Raw genomic sequence first — 21,595 nt, 5'->3', positions numbered from 1 at the left:
CCGTAACCTGTGGTTGCTACACATTTCATAGCTTCTGGCGCCCGCCCCACGGGCGCTGTGGGCACTTTTTGCTCGAACAATTGAACCCAGTACTCAACCGAGCAAGCAACCTGCGGTACAACCCATGCAGCATCCCAACGCAACCCGCGTTTCGAGGAACCTTCACATGACCGCCATCGAGACCCGCCTGATCGAACGCCTGAAGCAACTGCCGCCCGGCCGCGTGGCCGAGGTGGTGGACTTCGTGGAGTTCCTGGCCGCGCGCGAGCAACGCGCCGCCGCCGCCCAGCGCCTGGGCGAAGCCTTCGCCAAGATCGACGCGCTGAACCTTGCGCCCATGTCCGAGGACGAGATCGAGCCGAGGTGCAGGCCTCTCGCCAGGAGCGCCAGGCCCGCCGCCAGGGCGCCTGAACACCAGGCCACCCATGCGCCTGGTCATCGATACCAACCTGCTGGTCTCCGGCGTCATCTTCAGGGGCCTGCCCCGCCAGTTGCTGGACGCCGCACGCGCGGGCGAGTTCGAGCTGTGCACCAGCGAGGTCTTGCTGGCCGAACTGCAGGGCGTGCTCGCTCGCGCCAAGTTCGCCCAGCCGCTGGCCCAGGCCGGGCAGACGCCGCAGGGCATCGTCGATGAGCTGCGCCGCCTGGCCGTCGTGGTCACGCCCGCCCACGTGCAACGCGTCGTGCCCACCGATGCAGACGACGACCACGTGCTGGCCGCGGCGCTGTACGCTGGCGCCGACCTCATCGTCTCGGGCGACCGGCGCGACCTGCTGCCGCTGGCGAGCTACGAAGGCATCGCGATCGTCACCGCACGCCAGGCGTGGGAGCGCCTGGCGCCGCAGGGCTGAGGCACCCAATTGCTATCGATTTCATAGCTGCTCGCGCTGGCAGGACGGGCGCTGCGGGCATTTTTTGCCTGAGGATTTGGCATTCGCCGATCGCGCGCTAGCGTCTCCACGTCAAGGCCGCGCAGCGCCCGAAGGGCTTGGCCTTGACGGCGCACCCACCCCAAGACGCTGTGGCTGTGCGGTGCAAGGCGACACGGGCGGCTTGCACCGCATGCCGAACCGCGCGGCCGTGGCTCGCCTGCTGGCCTGGCCACCGCCGAGAAGAACACAAGGACACGGCGCGCAGCGCCGTGTGGGAGTTGCTTGCGACGCCAGCACCACCACCACGCCCGCCAGTGCCCCGAAGCGCCGGCCAAGGAGGGAGCCCCCTCGGGGGGCGGACGGGCCTTGTGCCGGCGCGGCCGGTGTGCCCGCAAGGGCACCCGGCTGGGGCGGGCGGGGGCCAACCCCCAAGCCTCGCGCGCGCAGCGCGCCTGACCCAAGCCCTGCGCGAAGCGCCTGGCCGTAAGTTCAACGCGTGGTGACCGCGCGCAGCGCGCTGGCCAGAAGCTCTGCGGTGACGGCGAAGCCGTGACCGCACATGCCATGGTGTTCAAGCGCGCGGCGAGCCGCCAGAGCACGCCCAGGCTGGCCGTGCGCGCAGGCGCGAAGGGGCGCAAGACATAAGGGCGGTTGCCTGCGAACCCGAAGGGCGCGAGAGCCAGCACGAAGGTGATGGCGAAGCGGTGCCGCACCAAGCGAGCTTTGCGAGCGACTGCGGCACTTTGCGGGCAACAGGCCCTTATGTTGAATTGGCGCAGCCAATTCACCCCGCAGCGCCTGCCAGGGCGCGGCCGGCTCGATGCCGGCTGCGCCCTGCATCGATGTGCTGCGCGAAGCGCCTGGCTTGGAGGGCGCCCGCACGAGGCACGGCCGCCGATCGCGCACAGCGCAGCGCCGGCGCGGTCCTTGCCACGCAAGGGCCGTGACGAAGCGGACCACCCACCAGCCTGTCCACCGGCCGTAGCCTGTCCATCGTCACGGCCCGTCCCCATCGTCTTGCTCGGCCTCGCGCGCCAAGGCCTCCAGCAAGGCACTGGCGGCGTCTTGCGCCGCGGGCTGAGGCTCGGACACGTCCAGCGCCATCTGCTCGCCCTTGAGGCGGGTTCTGGCCCCCGGGTGCGTGGCCGCATGCACCTGCTGCAATTGCCGGATCGCCACCTGGGCGTAGATCTGCGTGCTGCTGATGTCCGCGTGCCCCAGCATCGCCTGGATGTGCCGGATGTCCGCGCCGCCCTCCAGCATCAAGGTGGCGCAGGTGTGGCGCCACAGGTGGCAGCCGCCGCGCTTGTCGATGCCGGCCGCCTGCACGCGCTGAGCCACCAGCGTCGAGAGCCACAGCGGGCTCAAGGGCAGGCCCTCGTTGCCCAGGAACAGGGTTTTGTCGTGCGGGTCCCAGGCGAACTGCTCGCGCGCTTCGTCCAGGTACAGCCGCACCCAGTGCAAGGCCCGCTCGCCCAGGGGGATGAGACGGTCTTTCTGGCCCTTGCCCTGGCGGATGAGGACCACCACCCGCTCGGCGTCGATGTCGTCGATGGCCAGGCCTGCGATCTCCATGCGCCGCATGCCGGTGGCGTACAGCACTTCCATCATGGCCCGGTCGCGCAGCCCGATGGGGGTGCCCACGTCCACGCCCGCCAGCACGCGCTCGGCCTCCTCGGCCGTGAGCACCGCGCGCGGCAGTCGCTTGATCTGGCGCGGCAGGTCCAGGTCGGCCGCGGGGTTGGCCGGGATCTCGCCCACCCTCGTCAGCCACTTGAAGAACCCGCGCAAGGGGATGACCTTGCCGCGCTGGCTGATGGCGGCCAAGGGCTCTCCATCCTTCTTGCGGTAGTGGAACAGCCACCTCTGGTAGCGCTCGAGCACCGCCCGGCTGACCTGCGTGGGGTGGGTCACGCCCCTGGCATCGGCCCAGGCGATGAACTCCCGGATGTAGCGCTCGGCGTTGTGCCGCCCGATCGGGGTGTAGCCCTTGACGCCCAGGTGCTCGATGTAGCGGTGCATCGCCGCCAGGAGGCCGCGCAGGTCGCCCGGGGCACCGGCGGCCGGGATGCTGGCGAAGGGGCGCCGCGGGTCGGCCTTGCGCTGGTAGGGGTGGGCGCCGGTGCGCATGGCAACGGTCGCGCTCAGGCGGCTGTGGCTGCGACTGCGACAGCGGCTAAGGAAGAAGTGCTTTTTAAGGCGTTGCGCAGCATGGGTGCGGCTTGTGGAGGGTTTTCGCCCTGCAGGCCGCATGGATGCAGCGCAAACGCCTCATCCACCTCACCCCGACCACCGCCCGACCGGGCACCGACCACGGGCCGACCGGCCCCCGACCGATGGCCGTTCAACCCCGACCGGTCAGCGTCGTAGCCATGCGGGCCGTCGTGGGTTTCATCGAGTTCGCGCACGTCCAGCAGGCCGTTGAGGTGGCTCATGTCTTCGTCGTCCTGGCTGGCGTCGTAGACCAGCTCGTACGCGTGCTGCGTGCCGCGCCGGTGCACCAGCACGTGCTCCAGCTCGACCAGGCGCGCGAGGTGGACCTTCAGCTGGGTGTCGCCCCAGGCGGTGGCGTCCCGCAGCTCGCGCCGCGTGAAGCGCACATCGGCGCGCGCGAGCCGGCGCTCGGCGCACTGGCGGGCCACCCAGTCGCGCAGCAGCACCAACAGGCGCCGCGTCTGCGGCGGCAGCTCGTCCAGGGTGCGACCCAGCACCTCGTGCGCGATCCGGTTGGCCAGGGCGATGTCGGCTTTGCTCACCTCGATGTAGCGCAAGGTGCGCCCGGCGTGCTCCACCGCCTTCACCTCGCGCTGGTGCTGGTGCAGCAAGGCAATGGCACGGATCAAGGTGAGGTACTTCATGTGGTCGCGCCGCGTGCGCGTCTTGTCACTGAGGAAGGTCAGGCGGTCCGCCCACGGGTTGACCACGGCCACCGAGGCCAAGAGGCGCTGGGCGTTGTGGTGCAGCGCCTGGGTGGCTTCACGGTTGGCCCCTTCGAGCAGGCCCGCCAGGGTCTGGCGCTGGCGCTGGCGGGCGTGGATGGCGGCGGTCTGTGCGCGGCTCTCGTCCACGCTGAGCACCAGGCAGCGGTTCAGGAGTTCCTCGTCCACGTCGATGGCCGTGGTGGTGAGCATCAGCATCACCGGGCCACGGACGGTGTACTGGCGCGTCATCAGGTGGCCCGTGGCCTCGTCCTTGGCGGTGCTGGCCATGGTCAGCTCGCCCTCGGACTGCAACAGCTTCAGGGCATAGGCCGCTTGCCGCACGCCCTCTTCCTCGCTGATGGCGAGGATCTTGTGGCTCAGGTTGTTCTCGCCCAGGTAGTACAGGCTCTGGCCCGTCATGGCCGAGTAGCGGATGCGCTCCTCGGGGGGAACGAGGTTGAGCACGGCATCCATCAGGCTGCTCTTGCCGGCCGCGCTGGTGGACTGGATGAGCACCGCCAGGGGCGCATCGAGCTTGCGGCTCAGGGCCGCGAGGTAGGCGGCCAGGAGGTTGGTTTCTTCGCCCACCACGCCCAGGGACTGCAGGTCGGCCACGATGCGCGCGGGCAGGTGAGGGTCGCGCAGCAGGGCCAGGGCCTGCGTTTCGTCGTCGGCAGAGAGGACTGGCACGGCGCCGGCGCGCTCGCCACGCTGGGCGGCCAGCCACTGGTCTTGAAGGGTTTCGAGTTTGAGGAGCACGGCGCCCAGTTCGCGCTTGACGCCCTCCTCGCCCAGGCCCAGCTCGATCGCGGCCTGGCGCACGAAGGCCCCACGCGCACGCGCGGCGTACAGGTCCAGGGTGTCCATGTGGTAGCCGGCAGCATCGCCGGCATGGGCGTCGGCGCCGGGCTCGGCCGCGCCCACACGGCGTACCAGCAGGTTCACGCGCATGGCCTCCGGGCTGGGGTTCTTCTTCCACCCCCGGATGCGCCATTCGCATGCGCCCGTGGGCACACGCAGTTCGTCGGGCGCCGCGTCGGGAAGCGCGTCAGCACAAGCGCCAGTAGGCCCACCAGCAGGCTCGATTGCTATGGAATCGATAGCTGCTTGCGCAGGCGGGACGGGCGCTGCAGGCACTTTTTTCTCAAGAACCGCAGGGGCAGCGGCTGAGGAAGGAAGCGCCTGGCCAGCTTCGGTCGCCGGCGCTGGCTCGGGTGCCGGCCGTCCGCTGCCGATCCACCGGGCCTGCCGCAGCACCAGCCCGAGCGCCTTGTCGGCCGGTGTCATCTTTCTGGCGTACTCGTTCGCATCCATGCCCTTGGGGAACACCACGCGCAGCACCTCCAAGCCTTCGCCGATCAGCTGCTGGGCCAGCCTGTCGGCCGCGCGGTCGCCCGCCTCGTCCCGGTCGTAGGCGATCAGCACGCGCTCGATGGCGTTGGACTTGAAGGCATGGAGGATGTCGGCGGTGAAGCCCTCCACGCCGTAGCTGCTGGTCACCTGCCGGAAGCCGGCGCACCAGAAGGTCATGGCGTCGATCAGCGCTTCGCACAGGATCACCTCGCGATCACCCTCGGGCCGCACACCAGCGGCGATCACGCCCGCCAGGTTGAACACACCGGCGTGCGGTCCCGGCAGGTACAGGTGCTTGGGCGTGCCGGGGCGCAGGTCGTCGCGCAGCTTGCGGCCGTAGACCTCGGCCACGTTGCCAGCGGCATCGAACACGGGGATCACCAGGGAGCCGTTGAAGTGCTCGTGGCCACTCTCGCGCAGGATGCCGATGGCCTGCAGGCGGGAGCGCAAGGCCGTGCCGTCCTTGCGGTTTTTCTCGGGCAGGCGCAGGCCCAGCGTTCGGTCGGCCACGCCCAGGCGGAAGGTGTCCACCAGCTCAGGATGGTCCAGGCCACGGGCTTCGAGGTAGGCCAGCGCCTCGGGGGTGTCCTTCAGGCGCTGGTGGTAATAGTCGATGGTCTGCGCCAAGAGGGCACGGTCGTCGGCATCCAGGGCCACCGGCGCCGGCAAGGTGCGCACCGTGCTGCGCTTGGCGGGCCCAGCATCAGCGGCTGAGGAAGGAACACCGCTGCCGGTGGTCATGTCGGCCTTGAGCAACTCCACCGCGTGCCGGAAGCTCACGCCACGGCTCTTGATCACCCAGTCGATGGGGCCGCCCCCGATCTGGCAGCCGAAGCAGTGCCACAGGTTCTTGGCCGGCGTGACCACTAGCGACGCGGTGTCGTCGGCGTGGAAGGGGCAGCGGCCCAGCCAGTCCTTGCCGCCTTTCTTGAGTTCCACGCCCGAGGCTTCGACCAGTCGCTGCACGCTGACTTCTTCCTTCAGCCGCTGCAGGTCTGCTTCGGGGATGCGGGGCATGGCGGGCGTCCTTCCTGGGTCATTCCCGAGCGCAGCATGGGGGCATGCCATCGGATCGGGCCGTAGAAAAATTTAACGACGCCAATGTACTCTATTATCGAGTTATCAACTCTATTCCCCGATTTTTAGGACATAGCATGACCCACATCGCATGGCACTGGATCGATCGCATGTCGGGTGACGACAAGGAGTTTTTCGTGGCGCTGGGCCAGAAGGTGGCGCTGCTGCGCAAGGCCCAAGGGATGACGCAGCAGCAACTGGCCGAGCAGCTCGGCATCGCCCAGCAGACGCTGGCGCACTACGAGGGCGCCAAGCTGCGCATCGCCGCCTCGATGCTGCCCACGCTGGCGCAGATTTTTGGGTTGTCGGTCGATGAGCTGATCGGCCAGCCGGTCAGCTCCACACCAGGCAAGCGCGGGCGCTCGCCCAAGTGGCAGCAGCAGATGGAGGCGATCGCCCAGCTGCCCAAGGCCAGGCAGCGGTTCGTCACTGAGATGCTGGAGACGGTGCTCGCCAAGGGCTGAGTACACCTCAGCGGCCAGCCAAGAACAAGCCCTCACGACCCTCAGCCAAGCGGCTGGGGTGGTGAGGGCTTTTTGTTGTTTTAAGCCTCAGCAGCTAACAAAGGCCGCGCGCGCGAAGACCAGGGGGCAAAAGTCGAGACCTGACCCCCGACTCCGACCCCCGACTCCCCGGGGCGGTGAGGGCTTTTTATTTTTTAGTAGCTAAAGATCGAGCGATGTACACGCACGAGGAATTGCGCTGCAGCCTCTGCTATTTGGTCATCCCGGAGGCCGTGTAAACGTAAAGGTTACTGGCTCTGTCCACCAACCTTGGAAGGTACCCAGATTTTCGTCAAAGAGCATATATCGCCTTCTGATTTCATACTCATGCGTGCCAGGCAGAAACTCGTACAAATACAGACCTTTCAACGGCTCTTGTTCAAGAGGACCAAGTCGAACGGACGACGTACCCACCTCTCCAGGTTTGATCGGCGTGAAGTCGGCTCGTCCCCACGGAGCCACCCGATGCACGATCAAGCCGTTAAATTGAAGGCCAATCCCACTAGGCTTTTCGTTAATAGCGAACTCTTCCTCTGCGCCATTGACGACGCCTGCGTTTTCACGACTGATGCCCCACGTCCCTCGTTTGATGAGGATCGGCTGATCCGTCACATTTTCATATCGGGTATGCACGACGACATTGGCGCCATCGACTTCGACGGTGACAGAGGTTTTCATGAGAGCGACTGCGCGAGGTGAGGTTTGTGTGGACGTGTGCGATTCAGCGATGCTAGTAGCCAGTGGTGCACAAGCGCCAAGCAGCGGTAGGCTGGATATCAGGGCAACTTGCAAATGGATTTTTTTCATGGCGCCTACCTCTTTGCACCGTTGCCTTGGGCACCAATGTAGTCGCCGTAACTCGGTGTCCTAGGACGAATCAGATCCGATACATAAAACCCAAAGGTGTCGGCGTGGTACAGCGCCACATTCGGCGCTAGCGAACGAACGTCAGCCACGCCATACGTGACGATCTCTTTTCCAGTGGCATCCACCGCAATTCGGCCTGTCTTTGGATCTACATAGCCGTCCACTGTCCCCGTAATGCGCGGGTTTGAACCCGGGATGACAGGACCAGTGCCGTTCCAGTGGGATGTCTCATGAGTCAGTACTTGAGCAATATCACCTCTCCCTAGAGATGGCCCCACATAGATGGTATTGGACGGGTCGTTTCGGCGAACGTACGCCCCAATTCCGTTGTAGTCGGCATCAGTCCAACCTGGGTTGGCATTTCTGCTCGCATATTGGAAGTTACTGATGTCAATCGACTGATTGGACGCAATGTTCCCTTCGATGCGCTGCAGAACCACGGAGCGAGCCTCTGTCTCAGTGGTGCCGAAGGCGTTGTAAAACGCCATCTTTGCCGTTTCGTTGTTCCAGCTCCTGATTTCTGCACCTCGATCCTGCATATTGGTGAGTGAGTTCTGCAGGCTCTGATTGATGATGAGCTGCTGGCTAATCGGAAGCGGCGAATCGACTGAAACGATCATGCGCGTTTTACCGTTGGGTAGAACATCTTGAACGTTGCCGAAATCATCTGAGGTACGCACGGCGCCTGGCGTCGTTCGTACCTTATTGATATCGATGCCATCTGCCTCTGTTTGAACATAGCCGTAGTCGAATCCGTCCGGGCGAATAACTGTTCGCCACGCCGACTCTGACTTGGTTTGCGAACTGCCGTCAATGACACTTCTGACAGTACCGTCTTGCAGCACGTCATAAACATTGCCAGAGCCGTCCACGACGCGAGAAGCTCCGGGCGTCAGCTGGTAGGGGTTGAGCTGTATCCGCTGACCCGGACCCGCGGCTGGTGCAGGCGCCCCATCGATCACGACTTTAACGTTGTTATTCGCATCAATGTCGTAGACCGTGCCGTCACCGTCATCAACCACGCGTTGTACGCCAGCTGCCAATCTGAATGGATTGGTGTCGTCGACAGGCCTTGAGACTGAAGTTGAGGCTGACGACGAGGTAGCAGCACTACGCCGTTGGCCAGGTTTCGCTGCTTGCAATTCGTCATAAGAACTCGCCGTGCTGGCCCAACCGTTCTGCTTAATGAAGTCGCCCAGCGGATCGGCGTCGGCAACGGCAGTGTTGGATTTCTGCCCCATCGCCCCTGCCAGGGACTCGCCCAATGCATTGCCAAAGGCGTCGGCCGCGATGTTCGCCGCGCTGATCTTGCCTCCGCGCGCCACGTTCGCCACGATGGCCCCGCCCAGCCCGGACACCAGGCTCCTGCCCAGGTCGAACTGCACGCCGGGCTGGCCGGGGTAGTAGCCCATCGCCGCGTTCAGCCCCTGGCCCACTCCCGCGCCCAGCGCGCTGGCAGCCACACCCTTCCAGTCGAACTTGCTTTGCAAACCAGTGGCTACGGCAATGCCCTGGGTGATGGTGTTGCCCACCGCACCACGGATGGCGGCATTGGCGAAGGTGCTGCCTGTGTTGGGCAACACGCCCGAGCCGGCCAGCGCACCACCGACCGCGCCACCGATGGCCCCCATCGCCACGCCCTCCCAGCTGAAGGAATCCTGCGTGCCAATGGCCATGCCCACGCCCTGGCTGGCAACAGACCCAGCCGCTCCAGCCACTGCGCCTGATACGGCAAGCGAACCATAAGCACCCGCGCTGACCGCGCCGGCAATGCCTCCGCTGATGCCCGAGACGTTCACCAGATACCACTGCTGCGTGAAGGCCGCCACCACGACGGCCACCACCGCCACGATGACCTGCCCCACGCCCCCGCAGCCACCCCCCTGGTCGCTGGGCAGCGCCATCATCGTCGGCCCGTTGTCCTGGATGATCCTGCTCGGGTCGTACGGCTGGAAGCTGCCGCTGTTATTGGCGCTTGATACGTGCACCGGGATCGTCAGCACCTGCCCCACCCGCAGGTCCGCGTTGCCTGTGAGGCCGTTCGCATCCGCGATCAGGTACCACAGGCTGCTGTCCCCGTACGCCCCCTTGGCGATCCCCTGCAGGGTGTCGCCCTCGCCCACCGCGTAGCTGCCCGGGCTACCGCTCGGGTAGTTTCCGTTGATCGGCTGGTAGCCGAAGCCGAACTCGGCCGTCTGCTTGAAGGGCGTGAAGCCGGGCACCGGGAAGTCCAGCCCCGCATACCGCTCGTCGGGCACCCAGCCGTAGCGCCCCAGCACCTCGCCATTGACCACCAACTGCCTTTGCCCCTGCTGCGGGTTGGCCGGATCCCCGTAATACCCGTACAGCGCCGTGCCGTTGACGTCGTTGACGAAGAAGTGGCTGCGCGTGACGCTCATGTCGCCCGCATCGCCCACGTGGGTGAGGTGCCCGTTGACGTCATGGGCGTAGCCCACCCCTCCCAGCGAGGCGCCCCCGCCGCCGCCGGCGACCACCGCGCTGACGGTCTGGCTCATCGCCTGGCGGTAGCCCTCTGCCCGCTCGATGGTGTTGACGGTGCGCGTCAGCGCCCCGCCGCCCACGTCGGCCTGCGTGCTGGCCGTGACGTTGCCCGCCGCGTCGTACTCGTAGGCAGTGCCGGTGTAGCTCTGCCCGCCCGGGGTGGTCAGCGGGTTCAGGAAGGTCAGCGCCGTTTGCCAGACCACGCGCCCGTTGGCGTCGTAGCGGCTCTGGCGCCAGGCCAGCGGGTCCAGGCCCGTGACGCCCTGGGCCTGGCTGTGGGCCGCGGCGTAGCCTTCGGGCAGGCCCCCGGGGCTGCTGTTGATCAGCCGCCCGGCCTGGTCGTAGCCGCGCGCATCGACCAGCACGCCGTCGCGCACGGTGCTCACCAGCCGGCCCTGCGCGTCGTAGCCGTAGGTCTCGGTGCTCTGGCCGCCCACGGCCACCCACTGGCCGTTGACCTGCGCCAGGTGCGGGCCGTCGCGTGTGTCGCTGGTGCGGTTGCCGTTCAGATCGTAGGTCAGCAGGTGCCCGTCATCCCCGAGCACGCTTCCGTCGGCCGTGGCCGAATCCACCAGCACCTGGCGGTTCATCGCGTCGTAGGCATAGAAGCGCTCGGTGTCCGGCTGCGCCCCGGCATCGGCGTCGTTCACGTGCGTCGCGATGCGCGTACGGTTGCCCACCGCGTCGTAGTCGATGGTGAGGGTCACCCGGCTGTCGCCCACCCAGCGCATGCGCCCCAGCGCGTCGTAGGCGATGTGGTTGTCCTGGTACACCACCCCGCCCTGCACCGTCGTCTCTCGGATGCGCCGGCCCGACAGGTCGTACCTGTAGCTGGTGGTCTGGCCGATGGCGATGTCGGCGATGCCGGTGAGCTGGCCGGCCGCGTCGTAGCCGTAGGCCTGGTTCTGGCCGCGGGTGTTGCTCTGGGCCACGAGTTGGCGGGCGTTGTCGTAGGTGTAGCTGTACTCGGCACCGCCGAGGTCGGTGTGGCCCGCGAGGCGCCCGAAGGCGTCGTAACGCCATGCCGCCACCGCGCCGTTGGCGTCCATCTCGATGGTCTTGCGGTTCAGCGCGTCGTAGCCGGCCACCGTCTCCTGCCCCATGGGCAGCGTGGTCTTGACCAGGTTGCCGCGCAGGTCGTACTCATATCGGATGGTCTCGCCCGCGCCGTTGGTCTGCGAGCGCAGCCGTCCGGCTTCGTCGAAGCGCTGGGTTTCCACGGTCTGGCCGTGCCCGATGAGCGCCGAGGGCGCCAGCGGCAGCTGCGGCGTGGGCCAGCCCCAGATGTCCACGGCCGCGCGGGTGGTCTTGACCAAGCGGTCCAGCTTGTCGTGGGTGTACCAGGTGCCGTGGCCCAGCGCGTCGATGCTGAGGGTGCGGTTGCCGAAGGCGTCGTACGCATGGCTGATGACGCCGCCGTCGGCGTGCAGCTCCCGGACGAGGTGGCCGCCCGCATCCCACGCCTGGCCGTTGACGTGGCCGTTGGCATCGCGCACGGCGACCTGGCGGCCCATGGCGTCGTAGTACAGCCGGGTGACCGGCGAGGCGGCGCCGGCGTTGCCGTCGGCGTCCGGCTGGCGCTGCTCGACGATCTGGTCGTTGGCGTTGTAGCGGTAGGTGGTGACCCAGCCGGCCGAGCGCGGGTCGCTGATGGCCACCACGTTGCCCCAGCGGTCCACGTTCTGGTTGACCACCGGGCGCTGCCAGGCGTTCAGGCCGTTCAGGCCGGCCGCCAGGCTGATGGCCCGCCCGCCCAGCAGCGGGTCCTGGCTGATGGCGTAGGGGCCGGCGTCGGTGGCGCTCCAGGCGTACTGCGCGGGGGTGCCGGGGGTGGCGGGGGTGCCGGGCACGTACGGGGGCGTGGTGTCGGCGAGGCTGAAGGTGTAGCCCGGCCCGGGGCTGGCCAGGCCCTTGCCCAGGTCGCCGATGGCGTGGGCCACGGCCGGCTGGCCCAGCCCGGGGGAGTAGCCGTAGGCGTACTCGTACACGCCCACGAAGGGCATCCAGCCGCTGTCGGTGAGGTTGAACTCCCACCAGCCGTCCGCTCGCGCGGTGATGATCATGGGCACGAGCGGCGCGCCGTCGCCCTTGATGTGCAGGAGCAGCGCCGAGACCTGGCCCGCGGGCGGCGGCGGCAGCTTCATCACCGTCACCTGGCGGGTGGCGGTGATGGGGTTGCCCGACTCGTCGGTGCCCAGGGTCTGGGTCTCGGTGCGCGTTTCCAGCGCGATGCCGCCGATGTGCGGCAGCCCGCTGGGCGGCACCTCGGGGGTGCCGGGCACGCCGGCCACCTTGGTGAACTGGCCGCTGGCGTGGGCGTAGGGGCCGCTCTCACCGGGGCGGGTCCACAGGATTTCGTATTCGTAGGTGCCCGCGCCCAGGCCGGACAGGTCGACACGGCTGTAGTCGCCGCCGTCGCGCACGATGGGCAGCTGCACCCAGGCGCCGCCGCCGGTGCGCACGCGGATGACCTGGCTGTCGCCGGCGCCGGGGCCTTGCCATTGCAGGGTCTGGCTGCCGGGGTCGACGCCGTCCACGGTGAAGCCGGCCAGCGGCTTGGGGGTGATGCTGAAGGTGCCGGCGGCTGCCGTCACCGGCGCCTGGCCGACCGTCGTGGTGACGGCCTGGTATTCATAGGTGCCCAGGGGCAGGCCGCCCAGGTCGGCGCGCAGTTGCTCGCCGAAGTGGACGGCGGGCAGCTGCGCCCAGGTGCCGCCGCTGCCTGCCACGCGGTACTGCACCACGGTGGTGGACTGCGGGTTGTCGGGCGCATCCACGAGAAGGGCCTGGCCCACGTCGCCGAAGCCCTGGCTGGCCAGCTGCACCCAGTTGGCGTTGACGTCCTTCTTGTGGACTTCGATGCGGGTGATGCTGCCCAAGCGGTCCTGTTGCTGGGCGTCGTTGGTGTTCCAGCTGATGCTGGCGCCGCCCTGGGCCTGCGTGGCGTTGAAGATGCGGGTGACGACGCGCTCGGGGCCCGGGTTGCCGTTTTCGTCGATGCTGGCGTAGATCACGCGCACGAGCACGTCGCCGCTGCCCAGGCCGCTCGTCATGTTCCAGCTCAGGTTGACGGTGTTGATGCCGCTCCAGCCCTGGCCGTCGTGGCTGGCCCTGGAGGCGATGCCGCCCGCCAGCGCGTCGGTGCGCACGCCCGCGCCGCCCTGGGTTTCCAGCCGCTCGGGGCCGGCCTGGCTGACGACGCGCCCGAGCAGGTCGTAGGTGGTGTCGGTGCGGCGCACGTCTTTGAAGCCGGCCACCTGGGCGGCGTCGCCCACATGGCGCAGGTTCATGTCTGCGCGCCCTGCGCCGGCGCTGCCGATCTGCGCGGTCTGGTTGCCCAGCGCGTCGTACAGCGCCACGCGGTCCACGCCGTCGCCGGCATTGGTGCGCCACAGCCGCCCGGCGTTGTCATAGTCGAAGTATTCGACGGCCTGGCCGTTGACGCTGCGCCCCACCAGCTCGCCGAAGGCGTTGTAGGCCAGGGCCGTGTCCACGGGCGCGGCGCCGGCGTTGTTGCCCAGGTCCAGGGTGGTCTGGCCGTCGGCCTGCTCGACGCTGCCGCTCCACACCAGGGTGCGCGCGCCGCCGGCGGCCACGCTGTAGATGCGGATCTGCTGCACGCTGCCCAGCGGGTGCGCCGGCACGAAGTCCACCGGCATGCCGGCGGCCGAGGCGGGCTGCAGCGGGCTGACGTGGGTGTAGCTGCCGTGCCCGCTCGTGGTGGTGGGCGGGTTGTTCTCGTCGCCGGGGGTGGTGACCTCGTAGTCGGGGGTGAGGTAGTCGAACTCGACCTGGAAGGCGCCGGCGCCGGCCAGCAGGTTGACGAGGTTGCCCAGGGTGAGCTTGCCGTAGGTCTGGGCGGGCGGTTCGCCGCCGGGGTCGGGCGTACCGGGCTCGCTGTCGGGGTAGGGGCCGAAGCTGCCCTGCTGCACGCTGGCGCCCGGCCGGGCGCTGTAGACACCGGGTGCCGTGGCGGCCCCGCCCACGAAGCTGGCGTTGTCGGTGGCGGTGCCGGGCTCGTACACGTGGGTCTGCTGGCCGAGCCTGTCGTAGTCGTAGGCGCGCCACAGGACGCTGGTGCCGGTGCTCGTGCCGCCGTCGTTGCCGGTGACGCTCTGCCACTCGCGCGCGAGCTGGCCGTGCACGGTGTACGAACTCAGGTGCTGCACGCCCATGGCGTCGGTGCTCTGCACGACGTTGCCGTTGGCGTCGTACATGGCCAGGGTGGTGCGGTCGGTGCTGGCGTACAGGTCGGCGTCGCGCTCGGGGTCGGGCGGCAGGTCGATGGTGGCGGGGGTGTAGAAGTGGTCGCTGGTGGCGGGGTTGTAGTAGCGCGCCAGTTGCGTGTGCATGGCCTCGCCGGGCTGGGTCGCCACGTAGCCCATGGCGCCCCAGTCCACGGCGCCGGGCTGCGACAGCAGTTGCTGGCGCTCCGTCTCATCGCTGGTGTAGACGTAGTAGGCGGACAGGCCGCTCCACGACCAGGCGCTGGCGATCTGGATCTTGTACAGCGGCACCGTGCCGGGCGCCTGTGCCGCCGCGAGGTGGCCGGCCACCCCTTCGCTGCGCCAGATGCCGGTGGCCACCAGCGCATCGCGCTCGGCGGCGCTGTCGGTGTAGAAGTGCACCGGCACCAGCGGATTGTTCGAATACAGCCGATAGATCGGCTTGCTGCCGGGGAAGGCGTCGGCCGAGATGTAGCCGGGCGAGGTTTCCTGCACGTAGCCCAGGCCCGCCAGGGTGGCGATCTCGGGGTTGGGCACGGCCACCGTCTCGGGCATCGGGTTGGGCGCCGCGGCCCAGGGCAGCGGCACGCCATCCCATGCCGCGCCGTTGACGTATTCCGTCGTCGCCACGACGTTGCCGTAGGCATCGTGGCGGTAGACGGTCAGAGGGGTGCGGCCGATCTCCAGCCCGACGTCATAGACCTCGGGCCCGGCCACGGCCACCACGCGCCCCAGCGCGTCGTACCAGCTGTAGGTGCTGGCGCCCAGCGGGGCGGTGGTGCGGGTGAGGTTGCCCACGGCGTCGTAGCCGTAGGTGGTGGTGAGGTTGCCGCGCTGGCTGGTGCCGTTGCTGGCGGTGCTGAACTCCACGTCGACGCGGGTCTCGCTGGTCTTGCGGTTCAGCAGGTCGTAGCCGTAGCTGGTGCGCCGGTCTTCCGGTGCCGGGGCCCCCGGGGCGGGGGCCGTGCCGGCGGCGGCGTTGACCAGGCCGCTCCAGCCGGCCAGGCTGCCGGTGCCGGCCCAGCCGGCCAGGGCGTTGGCGTACTCGACGTGCTCGACCAGGTTGCCGGCGGCGTCGTAGTTCCGGGCGGTGAGGTGGCCCAGCGCATCGACGCTGGCCACCTGCTGGCCGCGCCTGTCGAAGTAGCGGGTGTCCAGCACCCAGGTGCCGGCGCCCTTCAGGCGCGCCACCTGCACGAGGTCGCCGAAGGTGTCGTAGGTGTTGCGGGTGGTCTTGCCCTGGGTGCTGCCGGCGTTGCCCACGCCCAGGCTGCTGTCGTAGACGAAGGCCTGCGGCTCCTTGACCTCGATGGCACGGCCCAGGCGGTCGAAGGTGGTGTGCAGGACACGGTCGGCACCGTGGTCCAGGCTCGCCGTGGCCGCACCCACCTGCGCGGTGGTCGGCGCCACGGGGTCTTGGGGCCACTGCGGCTGGGCCGGCAGCGCGATGGCCTGGCCGTGGCGGGTGAGCACGGTGGCGTCGCCGAAGGTGTTGCGCTCGTAGCCGGTGACGTGGCCCTCGGCATCGACCTCGTAGGCCACGCGGCCGAGCCGGTCGTAGGTCTTGTAGGTCAGGCGCCGGTCGTCATACACGTAGGCGCCGGTGGCCTGGTCCCGGGCGAATTCGTCGTTCACGACGGCGTTGCCCAGGGCGTCGTAGTGGGTCGCGACGACCTTGCTCTGCCAGGTGTCGGTGCGCTGGCCGCTGGATGGATCCTGCCCGGTGTCGACCTGGGTGGCCGGGTAGATCACCATGACCTGGCGGCCGAGCTGGTCGTAGGCGTACTCGGTGATGCGCTGGTCTGCGTGCGCCTGCTGCTCGATGCGCTGGCGCAGGTTGCCGAAGGCGTCGTACACCATCTGCGTGACGACGCTGCCGGTGTAGGTCTGTGTCTGCAGGCGTCCCTGGCCGTCGGGCCACACGTCGGTGATCTCCACCGCGGGGCTGGACTCCCAGAGCATGCGGCCGGTGCGGTCGTAGCCGTAGGTCCAGGTGGCGCCGTTGGCGTTGGTGTAGGCGCTCTTGTTGCCCAGCGCGTCGTAGCTCCACGATTCGGTGAAGCCCAGGGCGTCGGTGGTGGCGAGCACCCGGCCTGCGGCGTCGTAGGCGTGGGTGGTGGTGCGGTCGGCCGCATCGGCCACGATGGCCGCGCCGATGGCGCTGGCGCTGTTGGCGGTGGCCGCCGGGATGGCCAGGGCATGCAGGGTGGTGCCGGTGCGCTGGCCCAGCGCGTCGTACGTGCTGGCGGTGACGTAGCCGTAGGCATCGACGCCGTAGACCTCGCGGCCGGCGGCGTCGTAGGCGTGCCGGTCGATGCGGTCGCTGGCGGCGTCGGCCACCACGCGCGCGCGGATGTCGGCCACGCTGGCCGTGGGGCTCAGGCCGTCGGTGCCGATGGCGCGGGCGTACCGGCGGGTCTGCACGGCCTGGCCCAGGCCGTCGTAGCTGGTCTCGACGGCGGCGCCCAGGGCGTCGACCGAGAAGACCTGGCGGCCTGCCTGGTCCCAGGCCAAGCGCTGGACACGGTCCGCACTGGCATCGGCCACGATGCTGGCCCGCAGGCCAGCGTCGGTGTAGACGCTGGCGTCCGTCGGCGCCGCGATGCGGTTGGCGTAGCCGGCTTGCAGGGTGACGTTGCCGAAGGCGTCGTAGACCGTGCGGCTGACGCCGCCCAGGGCGTCCACGGTGAAGGTGGTGCGTCCGGCCGTGTCGTGCGCCATGGCGGTGACGCGGTCGCGGCTGGCGTCGGGCAGGAGCATGCCCTGCAGCTGCGGCGCGTCCAGCGGCGGGATGTCGTAGCCGTTCGCCACGCCGGACCAGTCCAGCACGTCCACGGGGTTGGCGTACTGGATGGTGCCGGTCAGGGTGCCGGTGCCGTCGTAGCGGTTCTGGGTGACGGCGCCCACGCCATCGACGCTCCAGGCCAGCCGCCCGGCGGCGTCGTAGACCATGAAGCTGCTGCGGTCCAGGCCGGGGGCGACGCTGAGGTTGCCGAAGACGGCGTCGATGTCCCCGCCCACATAGCTCATCAGGGGCCAGGCATGCTGGGTCTGGCGCACCAGGCGGCCCACGCCGTCGTAGGCGTAGGACGTGACCTCGCGCATGGGACCCACGCCGGACATGAGGTCGGAGCTGTTGGTCCAGCGCAGCTGGTAGGCCATCCGGCCAGCGGCGTCGTACAGGTAGTCGACGGCGCGGTCATCGTCGCTGGCGACAGCGGTCCACGGATCGGCCCCGGGCGCGATGGCGCCGGCGTACTGCTGGCGCCGGATGACGTTGCCGTTGGCGTCGTAGGCCAGCCGCGTGACGGCGCCGGTGCCGTCCACGCTCCAGGTCAGGCGGCTGGCCGCATCGAAGACCTGGCGCACGTGGGCGTCGCGCGCGTCGTCGGCCACGGCCGGCGGCGGCGTGGCGCCGTCCCAGGCGGCCAGGCTGGCCGCATCCAGCGCGGTGGCGTAGCTGCGCCGGTCAATGACGTTGCCCACGGCGTCGTAGGCGGCGCTGCTGACGCCGCCCAGGGCATCGACGCTCCAGACGGCCCGGTTGGCGTTGTCGTAGACGGTGCGCACGCGCTGGTCGCGGCTGGCGTCGGCCGCCACCGGTGGCGCGCTGGTGCCGTTCCAGCTCGCGAAGGCGCCGCCGGCGAGGGCGTTGGCATAGGCTCGCTGGTCGATGACGTTGCCGTTGGCGTCGTAGGCGTAGCCGGTGACGCCCCCGGCGCCATCGACCTGCCAGGCGGCGCGGTCCAGCGCGTCATAGACGGTGCGCACGCGCTCATCCCGACTGGCGTCGGCCACCACTGGCGGATCGACAGCCAGGTTCCAAACGGCCAGGCTGATGCGGTTGGCGTAGGCCCGCGTCTCGATGACGTTGTTGTTCTTGTCGTACTTGTATTCGACCACGGCACCGGTACCGTCCACCGTGAAGCGCAATCGCCCGTCGCGGTCGTAGCGGCGCGCCTGCGTGACGTCGGCGGCGGCGTTGGCCGCCACCTTGGCCTGGATGGCGGCGACGCCGGGCGCATCGCCCAGGGCGGCCAGGTCGGCCGCGGCCAGGGGGGTGGCGTAGGCCGTGGTGCGAACGATGCGGCCTTCCTGGTCGTACTCGGTGCGCGCGACGCCGCCCATCGCGTCCACGCTGAAGACGCGCTGGTCGTTTGCGTCGTAGGCATAACGTGTGGCGTTGCCATTGGCGTCGATCACGCGGGTGACGTTGTCGTTGGCGTCGTACTCGTAGGCGGTGGTGAGGTTCAGCCCGTCGGGATCGACTTGCTGGCGCACCCGGCGCCCCGCCCCGTCGTAGGTGTAGCGGGTGAGGTGGCCGTTGGGGTCGGTGACGGTGAGCACCTGCCCGGTGGCGTCGTAGGTGTAGACGGTCTGGAGGTTCAGGCCCGTGGGATCGACGGTCTGGCGGATGGCCTGGCCGGCCAGGTCGAAGTCGGTGGTGGTGACGACGCCGCGCGCGTCGGTGACGGCAACGCCCTGGCCCTTGGCGTCGTAGGCGTAGGTGGTGACCAGGTTCAGGCCGGCAGGGTCGAGCGTGCGGGTGGCCAGGCGCCGGGCCGCGTCGTAGGCGTAGACCGTCTCGATGCCGCGCGCATCGGTGGTCTTGATGAGCAGGTTGGTCTTGTCGTACTCGGCCGTGGTCGTGACGCCCAGCGGCTGGCTGGTCTGCACCAGGTTGCCGCTGGCGTCGTAGGTGTAGGTGGTGGTGTTGCCGCGCCCGTCGGCGACGCTTTGGGTCTGGCCGTGGCGGGTGCGTACGGTGGTGACGGCCACGCCTTCGGGGGTGGTGACGGTGACGCTGCGGTTGGCCGTGCTGTAGCTGTAGGTGGTGGTGTAGCCCAGCGCATCGCGCTGGGTGAGCACGCGATCGAAGGCGTCGTAGGTGGCGTAGCGGTAGCCGCCCAGGGGGTCGATGGTGGTGACGACGCGGCCCAGGCGGTCATAAGCGAAGCGCGTACGGTTGTTGTTGCCGTCGTATTGCTCGACGACGCGACCGAAGGCGTCGTAGGTGGCGCGTTCGGCCAACGCCAGGGCCGAGGCATCGCGCGTGGTGACGGTGCGCAGGCCGCGCCGGTCGTAGCCGGCGGTGTCGGTGACGACCTGGCCGCTGGCCAGGGCGTAGGTGCTGGCGATGGCTTCGCGGAAGGCGTTGTACGAGTAGTCAGTGACTTGGCCCAGCGCATCGGTGGTGCTGGCCTCGGTGCCCACCGCGGTGTAGTCGTGCTGGACGCGGGTGTCCTTGGCGGCGTCGGCCATGGCGGCCAGTTGCGCGGCGATGGCGCTGGTGTCCAGCTCGCCGGGGGTGAGCGCTGCCAGCGCGGCCACGTTGATGCGGCTGCCGTAGACGATCTGCTCGGTGAGCTGGCCGTGGGCGCTGTAGCGGTTCTCGGTGGCCTCGCCCAGGGCGTTGACGGTGTAGGCCAGCCGGCCGGCGCCGTCGTAGAAGAACAGGGTCCGCTGGCCGTTGGCATCGGTGGTGCTGGTGCGCCGCCCGGCCGCGTCGTAGGTGTGGGTGGTGCCGTTGGCCTGCCACTGGCCGAGGTCGGTGCTGGCGCCCACGGCCAGAGTGCCGCGGCCGTCCAACTCGCCGGTGAGGCGGCCTTGCAGGTCGTACATGAACCGGCTGGTGCGCGCTTCGCCGGTGCCGGCGGCCACCACGGCCTTCACCAGGTGGCCGACACTGTCGTAGGCGTACTGGGTGACGGTTCCTTCGGCGTTGGTGCGGCTGATGAGCAAGTTGGCCGCGCTCCAGATCTGGGTGACGGTCTGGTCTTGCGCGGCGTTCAGGCTCGGGCGGATGCTCGCCAGGGTGGCGCCGGCTGCGCCAGGGTTGACGGCCTTGTTGGCGTAGCGCCTGGTCTGGGCGACGTTGCCACGCAGATCGTAGACAGTTTCGGTGAGGTAGCCCTCGCCGTCGACCTGGCCGACCAGGCGGTCCTGGGCGTCGTAGAAGTTGTAGGTGCTGATGTCCGCGCCGTTGGTGGACGGGCGCAGGCCGGCGAGGTTGTAGCTGGCCCGGGCAACGGCGACCGCTGCTGTGCGCGTGGCTTCGTCGGCGAAGTTGGCCGCGCGGTTTGCGTACTGCAAGGTCCGCGCCAGTCGCCCTGCCGCGTCGTACGTGTACTCGGTCAGGTAGCCCTCGGCGTCGAGCACGCCTTGCAGTTGGCCGTCTCGGTCGTACAGGCGCACCGTGGTGCGGTCCTGCGCGTTGTCCAGTTCGGCAACGATGAGGGTACTGGGGTCGCCCTGGATGGTCTGGATGAAGCTGACTTCACTGTCCAGATGATGCGCGTCGCCCGTGTAGGCGGCGGTGATGGTGAAGGTGCCTGCTGGCAAGGGTACGCCCGAGAGGGTGGCGACGCCGTTGACGACTTGAGCCGTACCCAGCAAGCGTGTGCCGATATAGAAGCTGACCAAGCCGCCGGGCCCGGGCTGGACCCCGTCGACCTGCACGGACAGGGTGCCGTGCTCGTCGATAGTGGGAGGCGTCTGGCTGGTCAACGGGGCGGGAGCCTTTTGGACAGTGAAGTACGCGTAGCCCGTGGAGGCGGCGTTGTTGGCATCGCCCGAGTACACGGTCTGGATGCTGTGCGAGCCGACTTCCAGGCTGTTGAGCGTGAGCGTGGCGGTGCCGTTGACCAGGTTGGCCGTGCCCAGCAGGACAGCGCCCTCGTAGAAGCTCACCGTTCCGGACTGCGGGTTGCCCTGGCCCGTGGGCCGGGCGGTGAGCACCACCGGCGTGCCGTACACGGGCGCCGAGGGCGCGGCGCTGGCCGCGGTGTACGTGGTAACCGGGTTGGCCGTCACCTGCTGGGTCAGGGGCCAGTAGTCGGGGACGGCGGCGCTCTGATAGTTGGCGTCGCCCGAGTAGCTGGCCGTGATGCTGCTGGTGCCCAGCGGCAGGCCGCTGGTGGTCAGCGTCGCCACGCCATCGACCACATCGGCCGTGCCGATGGCCACACCATCGCTGTAGAAGGTGACCGTGCCCGTGGACGGCGGCCCACTGAAACCACCTTGCTCGCTGTAAAAATTGCTCCACCAGCCGTCGGGCGAGACCGTGGCGCGCAATGTCAGCGGCGCGCCGGCAGCCGCCTGCTGCCCCGAGGATGCGAGCGTCAGCTCCGACGCCGCCGGTTCCACCACCAGTTGCAGCGTGGTCGAGCCCGCCGACCGATCGGCATCGCCGGAATAGATCACCGTCAGGTTGTGCGTGCCCGCAGCCAACGGCGGCAGATAGACCATGTCCCCTGTGGGATTCATGAAGCTGG

6 protein-coding genes and 1 pseudogene are annotated in these 21,595 nt (G+C 68.8%); 3 read left to right on the top strand and 4 right to left on the bottom strand.

From position 1 onward, the window contains the following. Positions 1-124 precede the first annotated feature (124 nt). Both ACIY1X_RS05460 and ACIY1X_RS05455 read left to right on the top strand, forming a co-directional pair. Positions 125-265 (top strand): annotated as a pseudogene (locus ACIY1X_RS05460) (DUF2281 domain-containing protein); the annotation flags it as partial. Positions 266-425: 160 nt separating this feature from the next. Then, on the top strand, positions 426-851 hold the full coding sequence (locus ACIY1X_RS05455) for a putative toxin-antitoxin system toxin component, PIN family (RefSeq protein ID WP_399678720.1): 426 nt from the start codon (positions 426-428) through the stop codon (positions 849-851). Positions 852-1,868: 1,017 nt separating this feature from the next. On the opposite strand, the gene xerC is transcribed toward ACIY1X_RS05455, so the two are convergent. Together xerC and ACIY1X_RS05445 are read right to left on the bottom strand one after the other, a co-directional pair. After that, on the bottom strand, positions 1,869-3,002 hold the full coding sequence (gene xerC / locus ACIY1X_RS05450; protein ID WP_399678717.1) for a site-specific tyrosine recombinase XerC: 1,134 nt from the start codon (positions 3,000-3,002) through the stop codon (positions 1,869-1,871). A gap of 14 nt (positions 3,003-3,016) precedes the next feature. Further along, a complete protein-coding gene (locus tag ACIY1X_RS05445) occupies positions 3,017-6,163 on the bottom strand; it encodes a CHC2 zinc finger domain-containing protein (protein WP_399678716.1) in 3,147 nt (1,048 codons plus the stop codon). A gap of 137 nt (positions 6,164-6,300) precedes the next feature. Between ACIY1X_RS05445 and ACIY1X_RS05440 the strand changes: the two genes are divergently transcribed. Continuing rightward, entirely contained in the window at positions 6,301-6,687 is a 387-nt protein-coding gene (locus tag ACIY1X_RS05440; RefSeq protein WP_399678713.1) for a helix-turn-helix domain-containing protein, read from the top strand. A 258-nt stretch (positions 6,688-6,945) separates the two neighbouring features. Here the strand turns inward: ACIY1X_RS05440 and ACIY1X_RS05435 are convergent, their stop codons facing one another. Both ACIY1X_RS05435 and ACIY1X_RS05430 read right to left on the bottom strand, forming a co-directional pair. Continuing rightward, on the bottom strand, positions 6,946-7,533 hold the full coding sequence (locus tag ACIY1X_RS05435) for a hypothetical protein (protein WP_399678710.1): 588 nt from the start codon (positions 7,531-7,533) through the stop codon (positions 6,946-6,948). A 5-nt stretch (positions 7,534-7,538) separates the two neighbouring features. Then, a complete protein-coding gene (locus tag ACIY1X_RS05430) occupies positions 7,539-21,569 on the bottom strand; it encodes an Ig-like domain repeat protein (RefSeq protein ID WP_399678708.1) in 14,031 nt (4,676 codons plus the stop codon). Positions 21,570-21,595: the final 26 nt, after the last annotated feature.

This window comes from Xenophilus sp. (genome assembly GCF_044462705.1).
Lineage (GTDB): Bacteria > Pseudomonadota > Gammaproteobacteria > Burkholderiales > Burkholderiaceae_C > Xenophilus > Xenophilus azovorans.
The sequence above is the reverse complement of the archived record's forward strand: the minus strand, read 5'-3'. Positions and strand labels throughout refer to the sequence as shown.